Origin of the sequence: Nocardia sp. NPDC059180, from assembly GCF_042754945.1 — a bacterium.
In the GTDB taxonomy this organism is placed as follows: domain Bacteria; phylum Actinomycetota; class Actinomycetes; order Mycobacteriales; family Mycobacteriaceae; genus Nocardia.
The window spans coordinates 553,407-568,973 of the sequence record NZ_JBHZBU010000004.1; the positions used below are offsets into that span (position 1 = coordinate 553,407).

Genomic DNA, 15,567 nt, shown 5'->3' on the forward strand with positions numbered 1-15,567 from the left:
CCTTACGCTGACCGGATGAGTGACACCACCCCCACCAGACTGGAACGCGAGATCGTCGGTGACGGCGCCGAGGTCGCCACGCTGACCCTGGCGAGTCCGCCGCTGAATCTGTTCGACCAAGCCATGTTCGACGCACTCGTCGCCGATATCGCCGAGTTGACCGCGCGGCCGCCACGCGCACTGCTGCTGCGTGCGGAAGGCAAGGTCGTCTCCGGTGGCGTCGACGTGCACACCTTCGAGGGCCTCACCGCCGAGCAGGGTGCCGAACTCTGGCGCGATCTGTTCGCCCGCATCTGCCACCCGCTCGAGGCGCTGCCGTGCCCGGTGGTCTTCGCCGCGCACGGCTTGACTCTCACCGCGGCGTTCGAGATCGCGCTGGCCTGCGATCTGATCCTTGCCGCGCCGAAGGCCAAGTTCGGCCTGGTGGAGATCGTGGTCGGCCTGACGCCGTCGATGGGTGGCCCGCAGCGACTGGCCGAGCGTGCGGGCTCCGGCCGCGCCCGTGAGCTCGTCATGACCGGCGATCTGTACGACGCGGCGACGATGGCCCAGTGGGGCGTGGTGAACGCAGTGCACGAGGATCTCGACTCCGCCGCCACCACGCTGGTGCACCGGCTGGCCCAGGGCCCGACGCGCGCACACGCCGCGACCAAGAAGATTGTCGAGGCCTGGCGTTCCGGCGGTGTGGCACACGCGGATTCGGTGACCCCGCAGGTGTCGGGCGAGCTGTTCGCGACCGAGGACCTGCGCGGTGCCGTGCGCAGCTTCCTGGAGCTCGGGCCGGGCAACGCGACCTACACCGGACGCTGATTCCGCCCGCGTCGCCGCGCCTCGCGCATGACGACACGGAAACATTCGCCGACTACGACCGCGAATTTGTGATCTGCGTCATATAGTCACAGTGCCTGACGGTTCGAAGCACGCGGAGGTCCGATGAGAGACGGCACAACGAGGCTCATCGGTCCGGGCGTGAGCGACGGCGTCGAGGATCCGGCCGGACTGCTGGTCGAGTACCCGGCCGGAGAGCGGGCCGGCGACCCATTGGCACGCGGCGCCGACGGCGTCCTGCGATACGGCAACCTCACTCCCGCCCTCACCGAACTGCTCGATCTGCAAGTGCACGCCTTCGCCACCCGTGAGGCCGTGGTCGAGATCGGCGGGCCACGGCTCACCTACCGCGATCTGTGGCATTCGGCGTCGCGAATCGCGGGCGGACTGCAGGAGCACGGGATCGGCTACGGCGATCGGGTCGCGGTCCACCTGCCTGCCGGCGTGCGCTGGGTGCAGGCCTTTCTCGGCGCGCTGCTCAGCGGCGCGGTTCCGGTGCTGGTGCACGATGGGCTGCCCGCCGCGGTCGCCGAGCGGGTGATCGCCGACAGCGGTGCCGATTTCGTACTCGGCGCGGGCAGTCGCGGTTGCGGATCGACAAGGGCGGGCGGTGTCGCCGACGTCGAGCTCCCCGACGGCGCGGCATTCATCGACGACGGCGCGGCACTCGACGACCTCGCGCTGCTGTGTTACACCAGCGGCGCCTCCACCCCGACGCTGCCCAAGGGTGTCGAGCTCACCAACGAAAACCTGTTGTCGGCAATACGTTCGGTGGTCGCCGCGCTCGACCTGCCCACCGACGGCATGCGCAACCTGGTGCTGCTGCCGCTGGCCCACGCCAGCGGCTGCGTCGACCAGCTGCTGCCGACCTTCGCGGTCGGCGGCACGGTGGTGCTCGCGCCGGACCCGGGCAGACATGCCGAAACCCTTGCCGCCGAACGGATCGACATGATCGCGGCGACCCCGCGCATTCTCGGTGCGCTGCTGCCGGAGCTGGCCGCCGAACGTGCGGACGGGTTGCGTACCGAGGGCGTGGCGCGCATCAGCACTGCCGGTCACCACGCCGAACGCGTCGCCGCCGGAGCCGGTGCGGCCGACCTGCGCGAGGTCTTTCCCGATGCCAGGCAGTGGGCGGTCTGGGGTGCCACCGAAACCAGCGGTATCGGACTCGCCGTCGAGGATTCGCCGGCCGATCCCGATGGCAAGGTGCTCGGATTCCCCTTCGGTGGTACCGAATTGGCCCTGTGGGGTCCGCGTGCGGACAGTGGTCACGGCGAATTGCTGTGCCGTGGACCGAATGTCGCCCGCCGCTACTGGAACGACCCGAAGACCACCGCGGACCGCTTCACCGGTACCTGGTTCCACACCGGTGACCAGGTCACCATCGGTGCCGATGGTTTGGTCCGGCGCAGCGCGTAGCGGATGCGATCAGCCGACCATGCGTTCGCGCAGGCGTGCGCGCAGGTCGGCGGTGAGCCCGACGGCGCTCAGATAGCGTTCGACATCCCCGTGTAGTTCGCGGGCCGCGTCGAGTGCGCTGCGCAGGTATTCCTCGCGGACGCCGAGCAGATCATCGGAGAAGACGTGGTCGGGTCCGAGCTTTTCGGTCAGCATCGCGCGCAGCATCGGCACGGCGGAGTTGCTGAGCAGGTATTCGGTCAGCACTGCTTCCTCGCCGACCTCGACCGCGAGCAGCAGTGTCGCGACTGCCCAGCCGGTGCGGTCCTTGCCCGCCGCGCAGTGCACGAGCACCGCGCCGTCGTCGCGCACAATCGATTCGGCGATCGCGACGATGGCCGCATGTGCCTCCGCGCGGGCCGGGAAGAGCCGGTAGACCTCGAGCATATGCGCCAGCGCGGCGCCGGTGGCCGGGTCGTGCGGCGGTGCCTCGCCCATATCGGAGTCGAACGGGGTGACGGTCAGCCGGATGCCGTCGGGCAACTGGTCGGCGCCTTGGACGGCGATCTCCGGCTGTCCGCGCAGATCGTGCACCGCGCTCACGCTGAGCTCGCGCAGTACGGCGTGTCCGGCCTCGTCCAGCCCGCTGAGCTGGGCCGATCGCAGCAGCACACCGGGGCGAACGGTGGCGCCGCTCGCGGTGGCAAGACCGCCGAGGTCGCGGAAGTTGAAGGTGCCGGTGATGCGGAGGTGGCCGGCCAGGGGCGAGAGAGTCACTTTCTCAGGCTAACGGTCCTGCGGGACGCTGTGGCGTGGTCCGGGGAACCTCGCGGCGGCGAGCAGGTGTCCGTTTTGCGAGGTCCAACTGTGTGATCAGACACAGTGGTGAGATAACGGCGTCGATCGTGTCGTACGCTGATCGATGCTTTGTGCCGACGACGGGGAGGGTCGAGAGTGATGTTCGCGGAAGCGATTCCGGCGCAGCGCCGAGGGGTCCGGCATCGTTCCGGTTAGGTAACAAAACAATCTTTTAGTCTGAATTTACCCACCGAACTAGTTCTTAAACCCTGAAAACCTTCTACCATTGATGAACGCTGACTGGATGGGCTGCACTTTCCCGACAAGTGTCCGCCAGTCTCAGCGAATCGCGCCAACGAGGTGCGCGAGATCTGTCGCCGAGGGAGTCGTCGTTGATCGCACGTGGAGAATTGGTAGAGGCCCGATTGCGGCCGACCGTCTGCGAGGCAGTCGAGAATGCGGCTGCCTCGCTCGATATGACCGGTGTGCGCGCCCTGCGGGTGCTGCTGCACGCCGGGTTCAGCGCGTACTGGCCGCTGGTGAAGGCCACCCCGGCCAAGCAGCTACAGGCCTATGAGGAAGCCGTCCAGCAGTTGCGTGAGCACTGGGACGGTGATGCGGACACCGCGCCGGCTGCGCCTGGTTCCGCGCTGTTCCAGGACATGGATGCCGAGGTGGGCGTCTTTCTGGAGTTGTGTGCCCGGCTCGCGGATGCGCAGTGGCTGGAGCCGGTCGAGGCCATCGCGGCCTATGTGGTCTCGGTGATGCAGGGCGCGGTGCTGCGCTGGCTGGCCGACCGGGACGACGAGACGATCCTGGTCGTCCTCGACGATGTGGTGTCGAGCTTGGCCACCCGTGCTGCGGACGCCTGAGGGGTAGTCGCGTCCGCGGAAGCAGTATCCGCGCAGTACTGGACGCCTGACCAGTTGCATGGTTGAGTGGATGGGGTGACCGAAACGTCGCCGATCGCGGGGCTGCACGCCGCCACCGCCGACCTCGAGCCGCCCCTCGCCGCCCTCGACCTGACCGCACTACGCGCCAATGCCGCGGATCTGGTGCGCCGCGCCGGTGGGGTCCCCATTCGCGTCGCCAGTAAATCCGTGCGGTGCCGAGCCGTGCTGGAAGAGGTGCTCGGCACCGGCCTGACCGCTGACGGCGGATTCGCGGGCATCATGTCGTATTCGCTGGCCGAAGCCATCTGGCTGGTCCGGCTCGGCGCCCGCGATGTGCTGCTCGGTTATCCGGTGACCGACCGATCTGCCCTGGCCGAGCTCGGCGCCGACCCGGTTCTTCGCGATTCGATCACGCTGATGATCGACGATATCGCCCAGCTGGACTTCATCCGTGCCGCGATCGGGACGGAATCCGTGCAGCCGCGGGTCTGCCTGGATGTCGATGCTTCGCTGCGGATCGGACCGCTGCATCTGGGTGTGCGTCGTTCACCGGTGCGGACGCCGGAAGAGGCGGCGCGGCTGGCCGAGACGGCGCAGCGACGCGGCTTCGAGGTGGTCGGAGTGATGACCTACGAGGCGCAGATCGCCGGCCTGCCCGACAGTAATATCGCAGTGCGGCTGGTGAAGAAGGCGTCGGCGGCAGAGATCGGCAGGCGCCGGGGCGCGGTGGTCGAGGCGGTGCGGTCAGTGGTCGGCCCGTTGCAGATCGTCAATAGCGGTGGCACGGGATCGATCGAGGTCAGTACAGGTGACGCGGCCGTCACCGAGGTGACCGCCGGGTCCGGTCTGTACGCGCCGACCCTGTTCGACGACTATCGCGCATTCAGCATCCAGCCGTCGCTGTTCTTCGCGCTATCCGTCGTGCGTACACCGGCCATGGGCATCGCGACGCTGTTCGGTGGCGGCTATATCGCCTCCGGCCCTGCGGGGGCGTCGCGGGTGCCGAAGCCGGTGTGGCCACTCGGTTTACGGATGATCGGCACCGAGGGTGCGGGCGAGGTGCAGACCCCGCTGACCGGTGCCGCCCACCTTCGCATCGGCGACCGGGTGTGGTTCCGGCACGCCAAAGCGGGCGAGTTGTGCGAGCGGTTCGATCGGGTCCAGGTGGTCGACGGTGAGGGTGTGCGCACCACTGTGCCGACCTATCGCGGCGAAGGAAAATGCTTCGGCTGATGCCGGGGAATCGCGGCGAAAATTACCAGCTGTAGTAGTAAGCAATTCGAACGATTCGGATATAAAACCGACTGGTTTGGATATTGATTGGCGCGTTACGCCATTTCCATAATCGGCAGTTGACCGGGAATCTGCGGCCGCCGCATTGAATATACGGGTACTCCCAACCGGTATCGATCCGAGAATTGCCCGCCGCGAAACCGGGCGTGTCAGCCCAACCGTAGGAACCGGGACAGCTCGGTCAGTTCCTCCGGCGAGCCGGGAAGATACTCGGTCAGCAGCGGCGAGCGGATGATGATCGCCTGCCACAGCGCCCGGCACAACGCGCCCTGCACGAGCGTGCGCGACATCAGCAACGGCAGGCCGTGCGGTGCGTCGGCCGGGCTGGAGGTCGCCATGGACACGATGACGACCGCCGCCTCCCGGCCGCGGAACAGCTCGGGCGTGCCCACCAGCACGTCGTCGATCTTCGCGCGGGCCAACAGCGTCGAGATCCTGGCCACCTGGGCGCGGTAGGGCGTCACCACGAAGATGTCGTGCGGATGCAGCCGCCGCGTCGTCGCGCCGATCGTCCACGGCAGGCCGAGCAGCGCACGCACCCGGCGCACCACTTCCCGTGCCTCGGCGACGGATTCGGTCGAATTGCCGTGATGATCCACCAGGACGGTGCCGATTCCTGGTTCGGTACCGGCGAGGCGGCGCGCCAGGGTGACCGTGTCGCTTGCGCGCAGTCTGCCGTCGTAATAGAGCCGCGAAATCGGTTCGGCCACTTGCGGATGCATCCGCCAGGTGCGGTCGAGGAAGTACCCGCGCTCGGCGGGCAGGGTGTCCTCGCCGTCGGTCAGCCAGCCGAGTGCCGAGTCACCGACGGGTTCGGGATGTGCGGCGCCGAGGCGTTCTTGTGGCGTGCACGGCACACTTGTGGTCGCCGCGGGAGCCGGGGCCGGATCGCCGATCAGCAGCAGATTGCGGGCGCTCACCGCCGCGGCGACGGCATCGGCCAGCGGGAATCGTCCGGCGTCCGCGATCACCAGCAGATCCAATCCCTGGTAGGGGACCAGCGCCGGATCGGCGAAATCGGCCGGGGCGCCACCCACCACACAGCCGTTGATCGCGTTGTCCAGGAACCGCCGATAGCGCTCGGCGTCGATGACGACCCACTCCGGCGCCGGGATCGTGACGTCCTTCTTGGCCACCAACTCCGGTAGCACCCCGACCTCGACCACCGCGTCCAGCAGGTTCTCCACGATCGCAGGCGTCGGCGCGACCACACCGACCCGCCAGCGGTACCGGGTGACCATGCGCTCGACGACCCGCGCGATCGTCGCGGTCTTCCCCGTGCCCGGCGGCCCCTGCACCGCGACGTAGGAGTCGTCCAGCGAGCGCACGGCCGCGGTGATCGCGGCGGCATGGTCACCGTGTACCCGAGGCAGCGGTCCACCCGCGGGCCGCAGCCGTGGGGGGCGGCGAGCGAGGATATCGAAGACCGCGCCCGCGGGGATCTGCGGCAGCGTCATCAGCAGCAGTTGCGCGCTGTGCTCGACCGCGGCGTCCACGTTGTCGTCCTGACCGGGCAGGCCAGGGGCGATCGCGGCAGGCAGATCGTCGAACGGTGCGCAGCCTGCGGGCAGCCGTTCCTCGAGCCGGACGGTGTCGTCGAATTCCGCGTCGACCGAACAGCCGAGCACCGTGGCGGTCCCGGTCGCCCGTGCCCCCACCATGCCCGTGGGGACCGGACGGTCGTAGAAGGTGTAGACGGCCGCACCCGGTGCCGGCGCGCTCCCGGCGCCCATCCGGCCGGTCAGCGTGAGGAATCGCCGCACGGTGTCACCGCGTGGGCCGATATGCCATTTCGTATCGACGGTGCCCCAGTCCGCCACCAGCACTCCCGGCGCCTCCGGCCACTCGTCCACCGGATGGCTGAGCCGATCGGAGTGCGCCCACCACAGCGGCTGTCGTTCGCGCCGGCGGTATCCAAGCGCCGCCGCCATGAGCGCCGCCACGTGCCGGGCAGTCGCCTCGACGCCGGGCTGATCGGCGGGCGCTGCGAATTCGGCAAGTGCTGCTTCGATCGGAGTCGGACGAACAGGCGGTGCTAGGTGCGGATCGACCGGACCGGCAACGGTGCGCCGGTCGCGCTCGAGCGGAACTGCCGTGTCGATGCGCTGTTCCGCGGCCCGGTCCAGCAGCCAGTCCCGCAACCCCAGCACGGTGACACAGTCGTGGTCGGCACCGGAGGCGAGTTCCGCACCGGACAGCAGCGACCGCAACCGCGCCGGCCGGTAGGAGTCCGCGCCGATCAGTAACGCGCTGCGCACGATCGGATACAGGTCGACGAGCACGCCGCCGCGCAGCAGTTCGTCGATCAGGTCCTCGCCCGCTCCGAAGCGGCCGCCCGCACACAGCAGGGCCGAGCGCACGGCAGCGGTGTAGTGGAATACGTGCAGGCCTGGATGCGCCTGCCTGCGCTCGGAGATGAAGCCGAGCACCTCGTCGAGCGCGCCGCGCTGTTCGGCGCGGACCCGGCCGCAGGCGCCCTCACACGCCGACGGCACGAGCAACGACAGCTGTACGACACCGGAGCCGCCGATCTCGATCCGCACCTGGTCCGGCGCCACCGTGTCGATGGTGAGGCCGAGGTCGCCGGGGGATGCGGGTGGCAGTGCACCGAGCGCGAGGGGGTCGACGAGGGTGTGCGCGGGGCGTCCGGAATCGTCGCGGCGCAGCTGGATCTCGGCTTGTCTGCGTAGCCGGAGCAGGGTGCGCGGCGGTACCTCGGGCACCGTCGGCGGCACATCCTGTGTCGCGGCCAGCCGGTCGATGGTGCCGATGCCTGCCTCGCGCAGGCGAGCCCTGGCTGTGGCACGCATACCCGCCACCAGCAGCAGATCGCGGGATGCGGTGAGCGCCGCTACGCAGACCGGGCAGTGCCCGCAGGCCAGATAGCGCGGATCGCCCCATTGTGCGGGCAGCAGCTCGCCGAGTTTCTCCTCCACGATGCGCCGCACCCGGGCCCGCCGCGCGCGGTACACCGGAAGCAGCTCGGCCAGCGGCAACGTCCGGATGGCGCCGTCGTGTGACTGCGCGATCAACGGGTCGGCGGGCACGCCGGTGGCCTCGATCGCCGCAGCACAGCCCGCGAGTTCCAGGGCGCCGGTGATGGAGAAGTCGTCGGCGGCGATTGCGTGCACGCGGTAGCGGACCCGGTGCTCGGCGCGTACCAGGAAGTCGGCGCGGCAGGCGAATTCGCCGTCGAAGAACACCGCCCCTGCTATCACTGGCGCTCGATCATGCAGTGCGGCAATGGTTTCAGAGTGCGCGGCGCTCAGCTGTGAGATGACGACGCCGCGGGATCCGCTGACGCCATCGAGGTCGGTACAGTCACCGAACGCGCCGATCTCGACGACGCCGTCGCCGTGGCGTTCGCGTAACCGCGCCAGTAGTGCGGCCCGTTCGGCATCCAGGTCCGCCTGTCCACGCCGTCCGGCCGGAACATCGCCACCGCCGACGGCCTCGGCGGGCACCGCGCCCATCTCGGTATCGAGGGCGTGCAGCATCGCGAATTCGCACCGCGCGGCGCGGGCGAGGTCTGCGGCGGTGCTGACGACACGATCACCGAACACGAACAAACGCGGCCCTCCTGTGCCCGGACGGGACACCGGTCAGCGCTTCCTTGCGCACCGGACGGCAACACCTTAGCCAGCGGATCCCGCTGCGATGAAGCCTGCCCGGCCCGGCGTGGCGTCAGGAACGGGGCTTGCGCCGCTCGTAGCGTTTGCCGGGTTCGCGATCGCGGCGCGGGCCGCGGGTGAAGGAGCGCCCTCCGGGCGGACCCTGATCGAGCTGCAGCTGGATGAGCACACCGCTGATTCTGGTGTTCCGCAACGCTTCCATGGTCTGCTGCGGCAGATTCGCGGGCAGCTCCACCAGGCTGTGGTCGGGCCGGATGCTGATATGGCCGAAGTCGCTGCGCCGCAGCCCGCCCTCATTGGCGATCGCACCGACGATCGCACCCGGCACCACCCGATGCCGTTTACCGACGCTGATCCGGTAGGTGGCCAGCTCGTCGCCGGTGGCCCGATGCCGTCCGCCGGATCCACCGGGGCGCTCGTCGTCGAAGCGGCGCGGCGCCCGCTCGCGCTGTGGCCGTTCGACCGGCTCGGGTTCGGGCTCCATGAAGAAGTTGTCGCCGTCATGGGAGCCGACGGCCAGCGCGGCCGCGATATCGACCAGCGAGATGTTGTGCTCGCGCTCGTACTCCTCGATCAGCTTGCGGAACAGCGCGACGTTCGCCGAATTGAGGTTCTCGGTGATGGCGTCACCGAACTTCGAGACGCGCTGGGCGTTGACATCGTCGACGCTGGGCAGCTGCATCTCGGTCAGCGGATGCCGGGTGGCGCGTTCGATCGCCTTGAGCAGATGCCGTTCGCGCGGTGCGACGAACAGCAGCGCCTCACCGGAACGGCCCGCGCGGCCGGTGCGGCCGATGCGATGCACATAGGACTCGGTGTCGTGCGGGATGTCGTAGTTGACCACGTGCGAGATGCGTTCGACGTCGAGACCACGGGCGGCGACGTCGGTGGCGACGAGGATGTCGAGGGTGCCCGCCTTGAGCTGACCGATGGTGCGCTCACGCTGGGCCTGGGCGATATCGCCGTTGATGGCGGCGGCGGAGAAACCGCGGGCGCGCAGCTTCTCGGCCAGCTCCTCGGTGGCCTGCTTGGTGCGCACGAAGATGATCATCGCTTCGAACGATTCGACCTCGAGGATGCGGGTCAGCGCGTCGAGCTTGCGCTGATGCGACACCTGCACCCAGCGCTGGGTGATGTTGACGTTGGTCGAGGTCTTGGCCTTGACGGTGATCTCGACCGGATTGTTCAGGTACTGCTTGGAGATCTTGCGGATCGCCGGGGGCATGGTCGCGGAGAACAGTGCGACCTGCTTATCGGACGGGGTGTCGGCGAGGATGCGTTCGACATCCTCCTGGAACCCCATCTTGAGCATCTCGTCGGCTTCGTCGAGTACCAGGTACTGCAGCTGCGACAGGTCGAGCGTGCCCTTTTCCAGATGATCGATCACGCGCCCGGGCGTGCCGACCACGACATGCGCGCCGCGGCGCAGCCCGGACAGCTGCACTCCATAGCTCTGGCCACCGTAGATCGGCAGCACATGCAGGCCGGGGATATGGGTGGCGTAGCGGCCGAACGCCTCGGCCACCTGGATCGCCAGCTCTCGGGTCGGGGCGAGCACCAGCGCACGCGGCGCCTTACCGGTGGCCTCGAGCCCCATCAGGATCGGGATGGCGAACGCGGCGGTCTTACCGGTACCGGTCTGCGCGAGGCCGACCACATCGGCGCCGGAGAGCAGCGGTGGGATCGTCGCCGCCTGGATCGGCGACGGCGATTCGTAGCCGACATCGGCGATGGCCCGCAGAATGCGGTCATCGATGCCGAGATCGGCGAAGGTGGGGTCGACAGTGCTGGTATCGCCACCCACAGCGGCGGTTTCGTCGTCGCCGGGAACGCTGTCGACCTGATTAGTGCTCATTGAGCAGCAGTTTACTGCCTCGCGGTGGCTGTCCCGGCCACCGGGCCAATACGGTGAGACCTATGCAACCGCAGAACACGCCCGCGACGGCGGTGCACGGGCCCGGGCGAGTCGATCTTGCGGTGGTCCAGTTCGCGCCGTCGACCGAGCCGTCGGAGAACCTCGCCGCGCTGCGTGAACATGTGCGCGCGGCCGCGGACGCCGGCGCCGCGGTGGTGGTCGCGCCGGAGTATTCGATGTTCGCGGTCGGCAGGCTCGATCACCGCGTCGTGGCCGTCGCCGAGGCGCTGACCGGCCCGTTCGTCACCGGCCTCGCCGCGATCGCCGCCGACTACGGGGTGCATCTGGTGGCCGGAGTGGTGGAGGCGACCGCGCCGGGTGAGGACCGGATCCACAACACGCTCGTCGCGCTCGGCCCCGACGGCGCACTGCTCACCCGGTACCGCAAGGTGCATCTCTACGACGCGTTCGGCCATCGCGAATCCGAAGTCGTGCGGGCCGGTGTGGTGGCCGAACCGGCCGTGTTCACCGTGGGCGAGGTCACCTTCGGCATGCAGACCTGTTTCGATCTGCGCTTCCCCGAGGGCTGCCGTCGAGTCGCGGCCGCGGGAGCCCAGGTGCTGCTGCTGCCGGCGCAGTGGATTCCCGGGCAGGGCAAGGTCGAGCAGTGGACGACGCTGCTGCGCGCCCGCGCCATCGAGAACACCGTCTACGTTGCCGCCGCCGATCAGAGCGCGCGCCGCGGTGCGGGCGCATCGATGATCATCGACCCGGCGGGCGTCGTGCTTGCCGAACTCGGCGATGAACCGGGTGTGCGCGTCGCGACGGTGGATCTGGCGCGAGTGGCCGAGGTTCGCCTGGCCAATCCCAGCCTGGACCTGCGACGATTCGATGTAGTCGAGCGCGTGGCGGAGTAGCGTTCGAGGTAATGGTCTACAGCGATCGGGCAGCAGCCGGCCGCGCGCTGGGTAAGAGATTGTCCTACCTGCACGCGTCGAATCCACTGGTGCTCGGTCTGCCGCGCGGCGGGGTTCCGGTCGCGGCGGCTGTGCGCGAGGTGATCGGCGGCGACCTCGACATCCTGCTGGTCCGCAAGCTCGGCGTGCCGTGGCAACCGGAACTCGCGGTCGGCGCGATCGGTGAAGACGGCGGCCGGGTGATCAACGCCGACGTGCTGGCCCACACCGGGCTCCCGCGCGAGCGCCTCGCCGATATCGAGGCCGTCGAACGCGCCGAGCTCGAGCGCCGTCGCGTGGCGTGGCGTGGCGATACCGAGCCGATCGCGCTGGGTGGGCGCACCGTCGTCATCGTCGACGACGGCATGGCGACCGGAGCGACAGTGCTGGTGGCCTGCCGGGTGGCGCGGCTGCGGATGCCGAAACAGATCATCGTCGCTGTCCCGGTGGCCTCGGCCGAGGCCATGGACCGGATCGCGCTCGAAGCCGATGAGGTGGTGTGCCCGCTGGTCCCACCCAGCCTCGGCGGCGTCGGCAATGCCTACCGCGATTTCCATCAGCTCGCCGACCATGAAGTGACCGACTTACTGCGCGCCGACGCCTAGGCCTCGCTCACCACTGGCTCGCGAGAGGCTCACCACTGGTCGGCGAGGGCGGTGCGACGCTGGGCGGCGGTGACCATCGGGCGCAGGTGGCCGGTGAACTGCTCGGCGTCCACCGCGACGATGTCGACGCTGTTGCCGGTGCGCACCAGATAGCGTCCGTCATCGGCGAGGTCCACCCAGCACAGCACACCGAACGGATCGAGTTCGTCGTCGCGGCGCACCGACACCACGATCTGGCCGATACCGTCGCGGCGCTGCCGCAGCAGCTTGCGGATGCGTGTCGGTTCGGTCGGACCGGCGACCGGCATCGTCACCAGATTCCGGCTGTCCTCGACCACCCGCGACAGTGGGGCATTGAGTCGTGGACCGGTGCCTGCGGGGCAGCCGGGCAGCATCGACACCACTCGCCCCGGCAGCGATTTGGCGCCACCGGCGATCACGGTCAGTTCGGCGCCACGATCGGATTCGGATCCGGGGCGCTGCGACGCAACCACCGCGACGTTGCCGCTGGCGGCGCCGAGGACGCGCACGGGCTTGGTCGCGCCGTCGTCGCCGGTACGTTCACCGAATACCTCGACGCAGACGTCAGGGCGGGCCAGCACGCGCAACGCGGCTTCCAGATCGGCGTCGAGGGTGCTGTCACACCATTCGGTGAGGGCGGGCAGTTGCGCGGCGCGTTCGGCGGTATCGCGCGCCGACAATCGTACGGCCAGCGGATAGGGGATGCGATCCCCGTCGGTCCGGGACCAGGCCATGGCGAACTGGTCCGGGGTCATGCTCCAGTTCACTCGTGCTCGGTCCACTCACCGAGGACCGGCGGGGTGGTGGGGTCGAGCGAGCCGATCAGCTCGCCACCCGCACCGGCTGGTTCGAGGAAGGTCAGTTCGTCGTCGACGTAGTGCAGGTCGTCGTCCTCGTCGTCGAATTCGTCGGTGTTCGCCGGTGCGGGTTTCGGGGCGACGGGGGCAGGTCCGGGGCGGGTGGTGTCGGCAGCGGCCAGCGCGCCACCCATGAGACCACCCATGGCGCCCGCGCTCATCCCGGCGATCGCGTCGCCACCGGACCCGGCCGAATCCTGGCGCTTCTCATCACGTTTGCGCTGGTCGTCGGAAGTGCTGGCGTTCGAGGGAACCGAAGAGACTCCCGCGACGGACGCGGTGGAGTTCATGGTGGCGGCCGGTGCGGTGGTCGGCATTGCTGCCGGGCGGTCGGTCGCAATCACCGGTGCGGCACTTGCCGGTGCGGTGGTTGCCGATGCCGGGGTCGTGGTGGGAGTCTGCGGAGCCGTCTCCGTACCAGCGATGACGACCGGTGCGGCCGCCGCAGGGATCGTCACCGGAGCCTGAGCGCCCGGCTCCGTGGACTCCTCCTCCACAGGGGCCACCGGCTGATCCGGTGTGCCCGGCTCCTGGTCTGCGGCCGCAACGATGGTCACCGCCGAGGGCTGTGACACCGGCCTGCCCTCACCCGTATCCGGAACCACGATCGACACCGGGCCGGGTGCCGCGGCTGCCGCAGGAGCATCGACCCCCGCGCCCGCTGGTGCCTCCGGAAACGCGGGCACCGCGGTGCCGGTAGGGATGAATGCGGTGGTGTAGATGCTCTCCATCACCCGGACCACGTCCTGGCGCGAGTTCTCGATGTTCTTGGCCGCGGCGACATTGTCGCTGGCACGCGCCGGATCCAGCAGCGCGGCCGCCAGATCGGGTTCTTCGTCGGACGGACCGGGCACCGCGCCACGCAATGCCTCGGCGGCGTCGCCTGCCTGGCCGAGCCGCTCTCCGACCACCGCCATCACATCGGCGAGCTGCCTGCCCAATAGTTCGAAGTCGCTGACGGCCGCGGCGGCTTGCTGGGCGGCGCCGCCACGCCAGCCGTCGGCGATGGCCGAGCGAATCTCGGTGTGCGCCTGGTCGACCGCGTCGGTGAGCCCGGTGGCCGTGTTCTGCCAGGCCTGTTGGCCGGCGAGCAGGGTGGCGGGCGCCAGCTGCTGTATGGCGGTGTGGATCTGGTGATGGGTCAGGTTGTCGAAGATCTCCACCGTCGTCGCGTAGTCGGGGTCGACGCGCTGGTGGGCACCGCGTTCGGCGGCGCGCGGCATATCACGCATCGGCGGCCACCTTGCGGGTCGCGGCGGCGACGGCGTCGTCGGTGTCGCGGTAGGCCGCGGCGGCGGCGCGGAAGGTCTGGGCCAGGCTTCGGGCGGCGGCCGAGTAATCACGCAGCTGCGTGATCGCGTCGGTGGCCTTACCTTCGAAACCGCGGCGCAGCGCCTCGCCGGAGGCGAACCCACCGAAACCCGGCAGCGTGGCGGCCGCGGTGAGCTGCTGGATCTGGATGTCGACCTGATCGGCGAGCTGTTCGTACCTCGAGGCGCACTGTTCGTGCGCACCCTCGGCCACCAGGACTCCGTCGATCCACAGATCACCGTTGTCGACCGCGGTACCGAGTGCGGCGATAGCGTTGCGCTGCACCTCGTCCCCCTTCTTCCCATCGGCTGCCTGCGCAGCTGTCGGTCACGAGCGCCGTGCCAACCCCTTGACGACTCCCAGCGTCCACTCCGCGATGTCGGCACCGACCCGCGCGTGCACCGGCTCGTGCAGCAGATCGTGCCCGGCGTCGGCGTACTCCCGCAAATCTACCCATTTATGGCGCCCAGTCCATACCCGCATCGCTTCGACCGGAGCCCGGCGATCGTCGGCGCCGTGCACCGCGAGCACCGGAAGCTGTGCGGGCAGCGGCGTTCCGGCGGCATCCGCCGAACCACCGCCGAGGGCGCGGCGCGGGACTCCGGACAGCACCAGAGCTGCCAATGCGTCCGGTGGGATCGACGGGACCAGCGGGTAGTCGGCGGCGACGGTGTCGGTGCCGCGGTCGGTATCGGGGTCGATGTCCTCGGCCGCGGGTGGCACGGCGGCGCCGAGCGCGCCGAGCGTGGTGACCGCGCCGAGCGAATGACCCATCAGAATCAGCGGCGTCTCGGGGACTTGCGCCCGGACCAGCTCGAGCAGCGCTACCGCGTCGTCCACCAGTTCCCGCAGGGTTCCCGGCTGATCGGGATCCCCCTCGCTGAGCCCGTGTCCGGCGGTATCCAATGCCCACATCTCGATGCGCGCACCGCGCAGGACCCGCGCGAAGCGGTGGTAATGCCCGCTGTGCTGACCGATACCGGGTAGTAGCACCAGCACCGCCACCCGATCCTCGTCCGGCCACCGCCGATAGTGCATCCGGCCGCGCGCGCCGTCGAAATAACCCATCACGGCATGGTCGCAGAAATCTTGCGGCAGTTGGGGACTCACGTTCTGGTAC

At 69.3% G+C, this 15,567-nt stretch carries 13 protein-coding genes; 6 read left to right on the forward strand and 7 right to left on the reverse strand.

Translation table 11 applies throughout. From position 1 onward, the window contains the following. Positions 1 to 15: 15 nt before the first annotated feature. Complete coding sequence (locus ACFXNW_RS16590) at positions 16 to 810, forward strand: enoyl-CoA hydratase/isomerase family protein (protein WP_379418533.1); 795 nt, start codon at positions 16 to 18, stop codon at positions 808 to 810. 123 nt (positions 811 to 933) lie between these two features. Next, positions 934 to 2,247: a class I adenylate-forming enzyme family protein gene (locus ACFXNW_RS16595; protein ID WP_379418534.1), complete on the forward strand. Its 1,314-nt coding sequence runs from the start codon at positions 934 to 936 to the stop codon at positions 2,245 to 2,247. 9 nt (positions 2,248 to 2,256) lie between these two features. Here the strand turns inward: ACFXNW_RS16595 and ACFXNW_RS16600 are convergent, their stop codons facing one another. Continuing rightward, positions 2,257 to 3,003 (reverse strand): tyrosine-protein phosphatase, encoded by a 747-nt coding sequence (locus ACFXNW_RS16600; RefSeq protein WP_379418535.1) that lies wholly within the window; start codon positions 3,001 to 3,003, stop codon positions 2,257 to 2,259. Positions 3,004 to 3,416: 413 nt separating this feature from the next. On the opposite strand from ACFXNW_RS16600, the gene ACFXNW_RS16605 reads away from it, so the two are divergent. Both ACFXNW_RS16605 and ACFXNW_RS16610 read left to right on the forward strand, forming a co-directional pair. Further along, positions 3,417 to 3,896 carry a TetR family transcriptional regulator gene (locus ACFXNW_RS16605; protein ID WP_379418536.1) on the forward strand — a complete coding sequence of 160 codons (480 nt, stop codon included), beginning with the start codon at positions 3,417 to 3,419 and terminating at the stop codon, positions 3,894 to 3,896. Positions 3,897 to 3,962: 66 nt separating this feature from the next. Next, positions 3,963 to 5,150, forward strand: a complete 1,188-nt coding sequence (locus ACFXNW_RS16610; protein WP_379418537.1) for an amino acid deaminase/aldolase — start codon at positions 3,963 to 3,965, stop codon at positions 5,148 to 5,150. A gap of 209 nt (positions 5,151 to 5,359) precedes the next feature. Here the strand turns inward: ACFXNW_RS16610 and ACFXNW_RS16615 are convergent, their stop codons facing one another. Together ACFXNW_RS16615 and ACFXNW_RS16620 are read right to left on the reverse strand one after the other, a co-directional pair. Beyond that, positions 5,360 to 8,773, reverse strand: coding sequence for an AAA domain-containing protein (locus ACFXNW_RS16615; protein ID WP_379418672.1), 3,414 nt, complete (start codon positions 8,771 to 8,773; stop codon positions 5,360 to 5,362). Positions 8,774 to 8,894: 121 nt separating this feature from the next. Further along, on the reverse strand, positions 8,895 to 10,697 hold the full coding sequence (locus ACFXNW_RS16620) for a DEAD/DEAH box helicase (RefSeq protein ID WP_379418538.1): 1,803 nt from the start codon (positions 10,695 to 10,697) through the stop codon (positions 8,895 to 8,897). Positions 10,698 to 10,759: 62 nt separating this feature from the next. On the opposite strand from ACFXNW_RS16620, the gene ACFXNW_RS16625 reads away from it, so the two are divergent. Continuing rightward, positions 10,760 to 11,614 (forward strand): carbon-nitrogen hydrolase family protein, encoded by an 855-nt coding sequence (locus ACFXNW_RS16625; RefSeq protein ID WP_379418539.1) that lies wholly within the window; start codon positions 10,760 to 10,762, stop codon positions 11,612 to 11,614. An 11-nt stretch (positions 11,615 to 11,625) separates the two neighbouring features. Next, entirely contained in the window at positions 11,626 to 12,258 is a 633-nt protein-coding gene (locus ACFXNW_RS16630) for a phosphoribosyltransferase (RefSeq protein WP_379418540.1), read from the forward strand. Between the two features lie 29 nt (positions 12,259 to 12,287). Here ACFXNW_RS16630 and ACFXNW_RS16635 read toward each other — a convergent pair whose 3' ends face one another. From ACFXNW_RS16635 to ACFXNW_RS16650, 4 genes are read right to left on the reverse strand one after another with little or no spacing between them, the layout of a single operon-like run. Beyond that, positions 12,288 to 13,034 carry an ESX secretion-associated protein EspG gene (locus tag ACFXNW_RS16635; RefSeq protein WP_379418541.1) on the reverse strand — a complete coding sequence of 249 codons (747 nt, stop codon included), beginning with the start codon at positions 13,032 to 13,034 and terminating at the stop codon, positions 12,288 to 12,290. 8 nt (positions 13,035 to 13,042) lie between these two features. Further along, positions 13,043 to 14,368: a hypothetical protein gene (locus ACFXNW_RS16640; RefSeq protein WP_379418542.1), complete on the reverse strand. Its 1,326-nt coding sequence runs from the start codon at positions 14,366 to 14,368 to the stop codon at positions 13,043 to 13,045. Further along, positions 14,361 to 14,732 carry a hypothetical protein gene (locus ACFXNW_RS16645; RefSeq protein ID WP_379418543.1) on the reverse strand — a complete coding sequence of 124 codons (372 nt, stop codon included), beginning with the start codon at positions 14,730 to 14,732 and terminating at the stop codon, positions 14,361 to 14,363. Before ACFXNW_RS16645 ends, ACFXNW_RS16640 begins: the two co-directional genes overlap by 8 nt. Positions 14,733 to 14,774: 42 nt before the next feature. Further along, the gene (locus ACFXNW_RS16650) at positions 14,775 to 15,515 is read right to left on the reverse strand and encodes an alpha/beta hydrolase (RefSeq protein ID WP_379418544.1); all 741 of its coding nucleotides are present in this window, start codon (positions 15,513 to 15,515) and stop codon (positions 14,775 to 14,777) included. Positions 15,516 to 15,567: the final 52 nt, after the last annotated feature.

Coding starts and splice junctions, on each gene's coding strand:
- ACFXNW_RS16590 (WP_379418533.1), top strand. CDS start 16: ATGAGTGACACCACCCCCACCAGACTGGAACGCGAGATCGTCGGTGAC.
- ACFXNW_RS16595 (WP_379418534.1), top strand. CDS start 934: ATGAGAGACGGCACAACGAGGCTCATCGGTCCGGGCGTGAGCGACGGC.
- ACFXNW_RS16620 (WP_379418538.1), bottom strand. CDS start 10,697: ATGAGCACTAATCAGGTCGACAGCGTTCCCGGCGACGACGAAACCGCC.
- ACFXNW_RS16625 (WP_379418539.1), top strand. CDS start 10,760: ATGCAACCGCAGAACACGCCCGCGACGGCGGTGCACGGGCCCGGGCGA.
- ACFXNW_RS16630 (WP_379418540.1), top strand. CDS start 11,626: ATGGTCTACAGCGATCGGGCAGCAGCCGGCCGCGCGCTGGGTAAGAGA.
- ACFXNW_RS16635 (WP_379418541.1), bottom strand. CDS start 13,034: ATGACCCCGGACCAGTTCGCCATGGCCTGGTCCCGGACCGACGGGGAT.
- ACFXNW_RS16640 (WP_379418542.1), bottom strand. CDS start 14,368: ATGCGTGATATGCCGCGCGCCGCCGAACGCGGTGCCCACCAGCGCGTC.
- ACFXNW_RS16650 (WP_379418544.1), bottom strand. CDS start 15,515: ATGGGTTATTTCGACGGCGCGCGCGGCCGGATGCACTATCGGCGGTGG.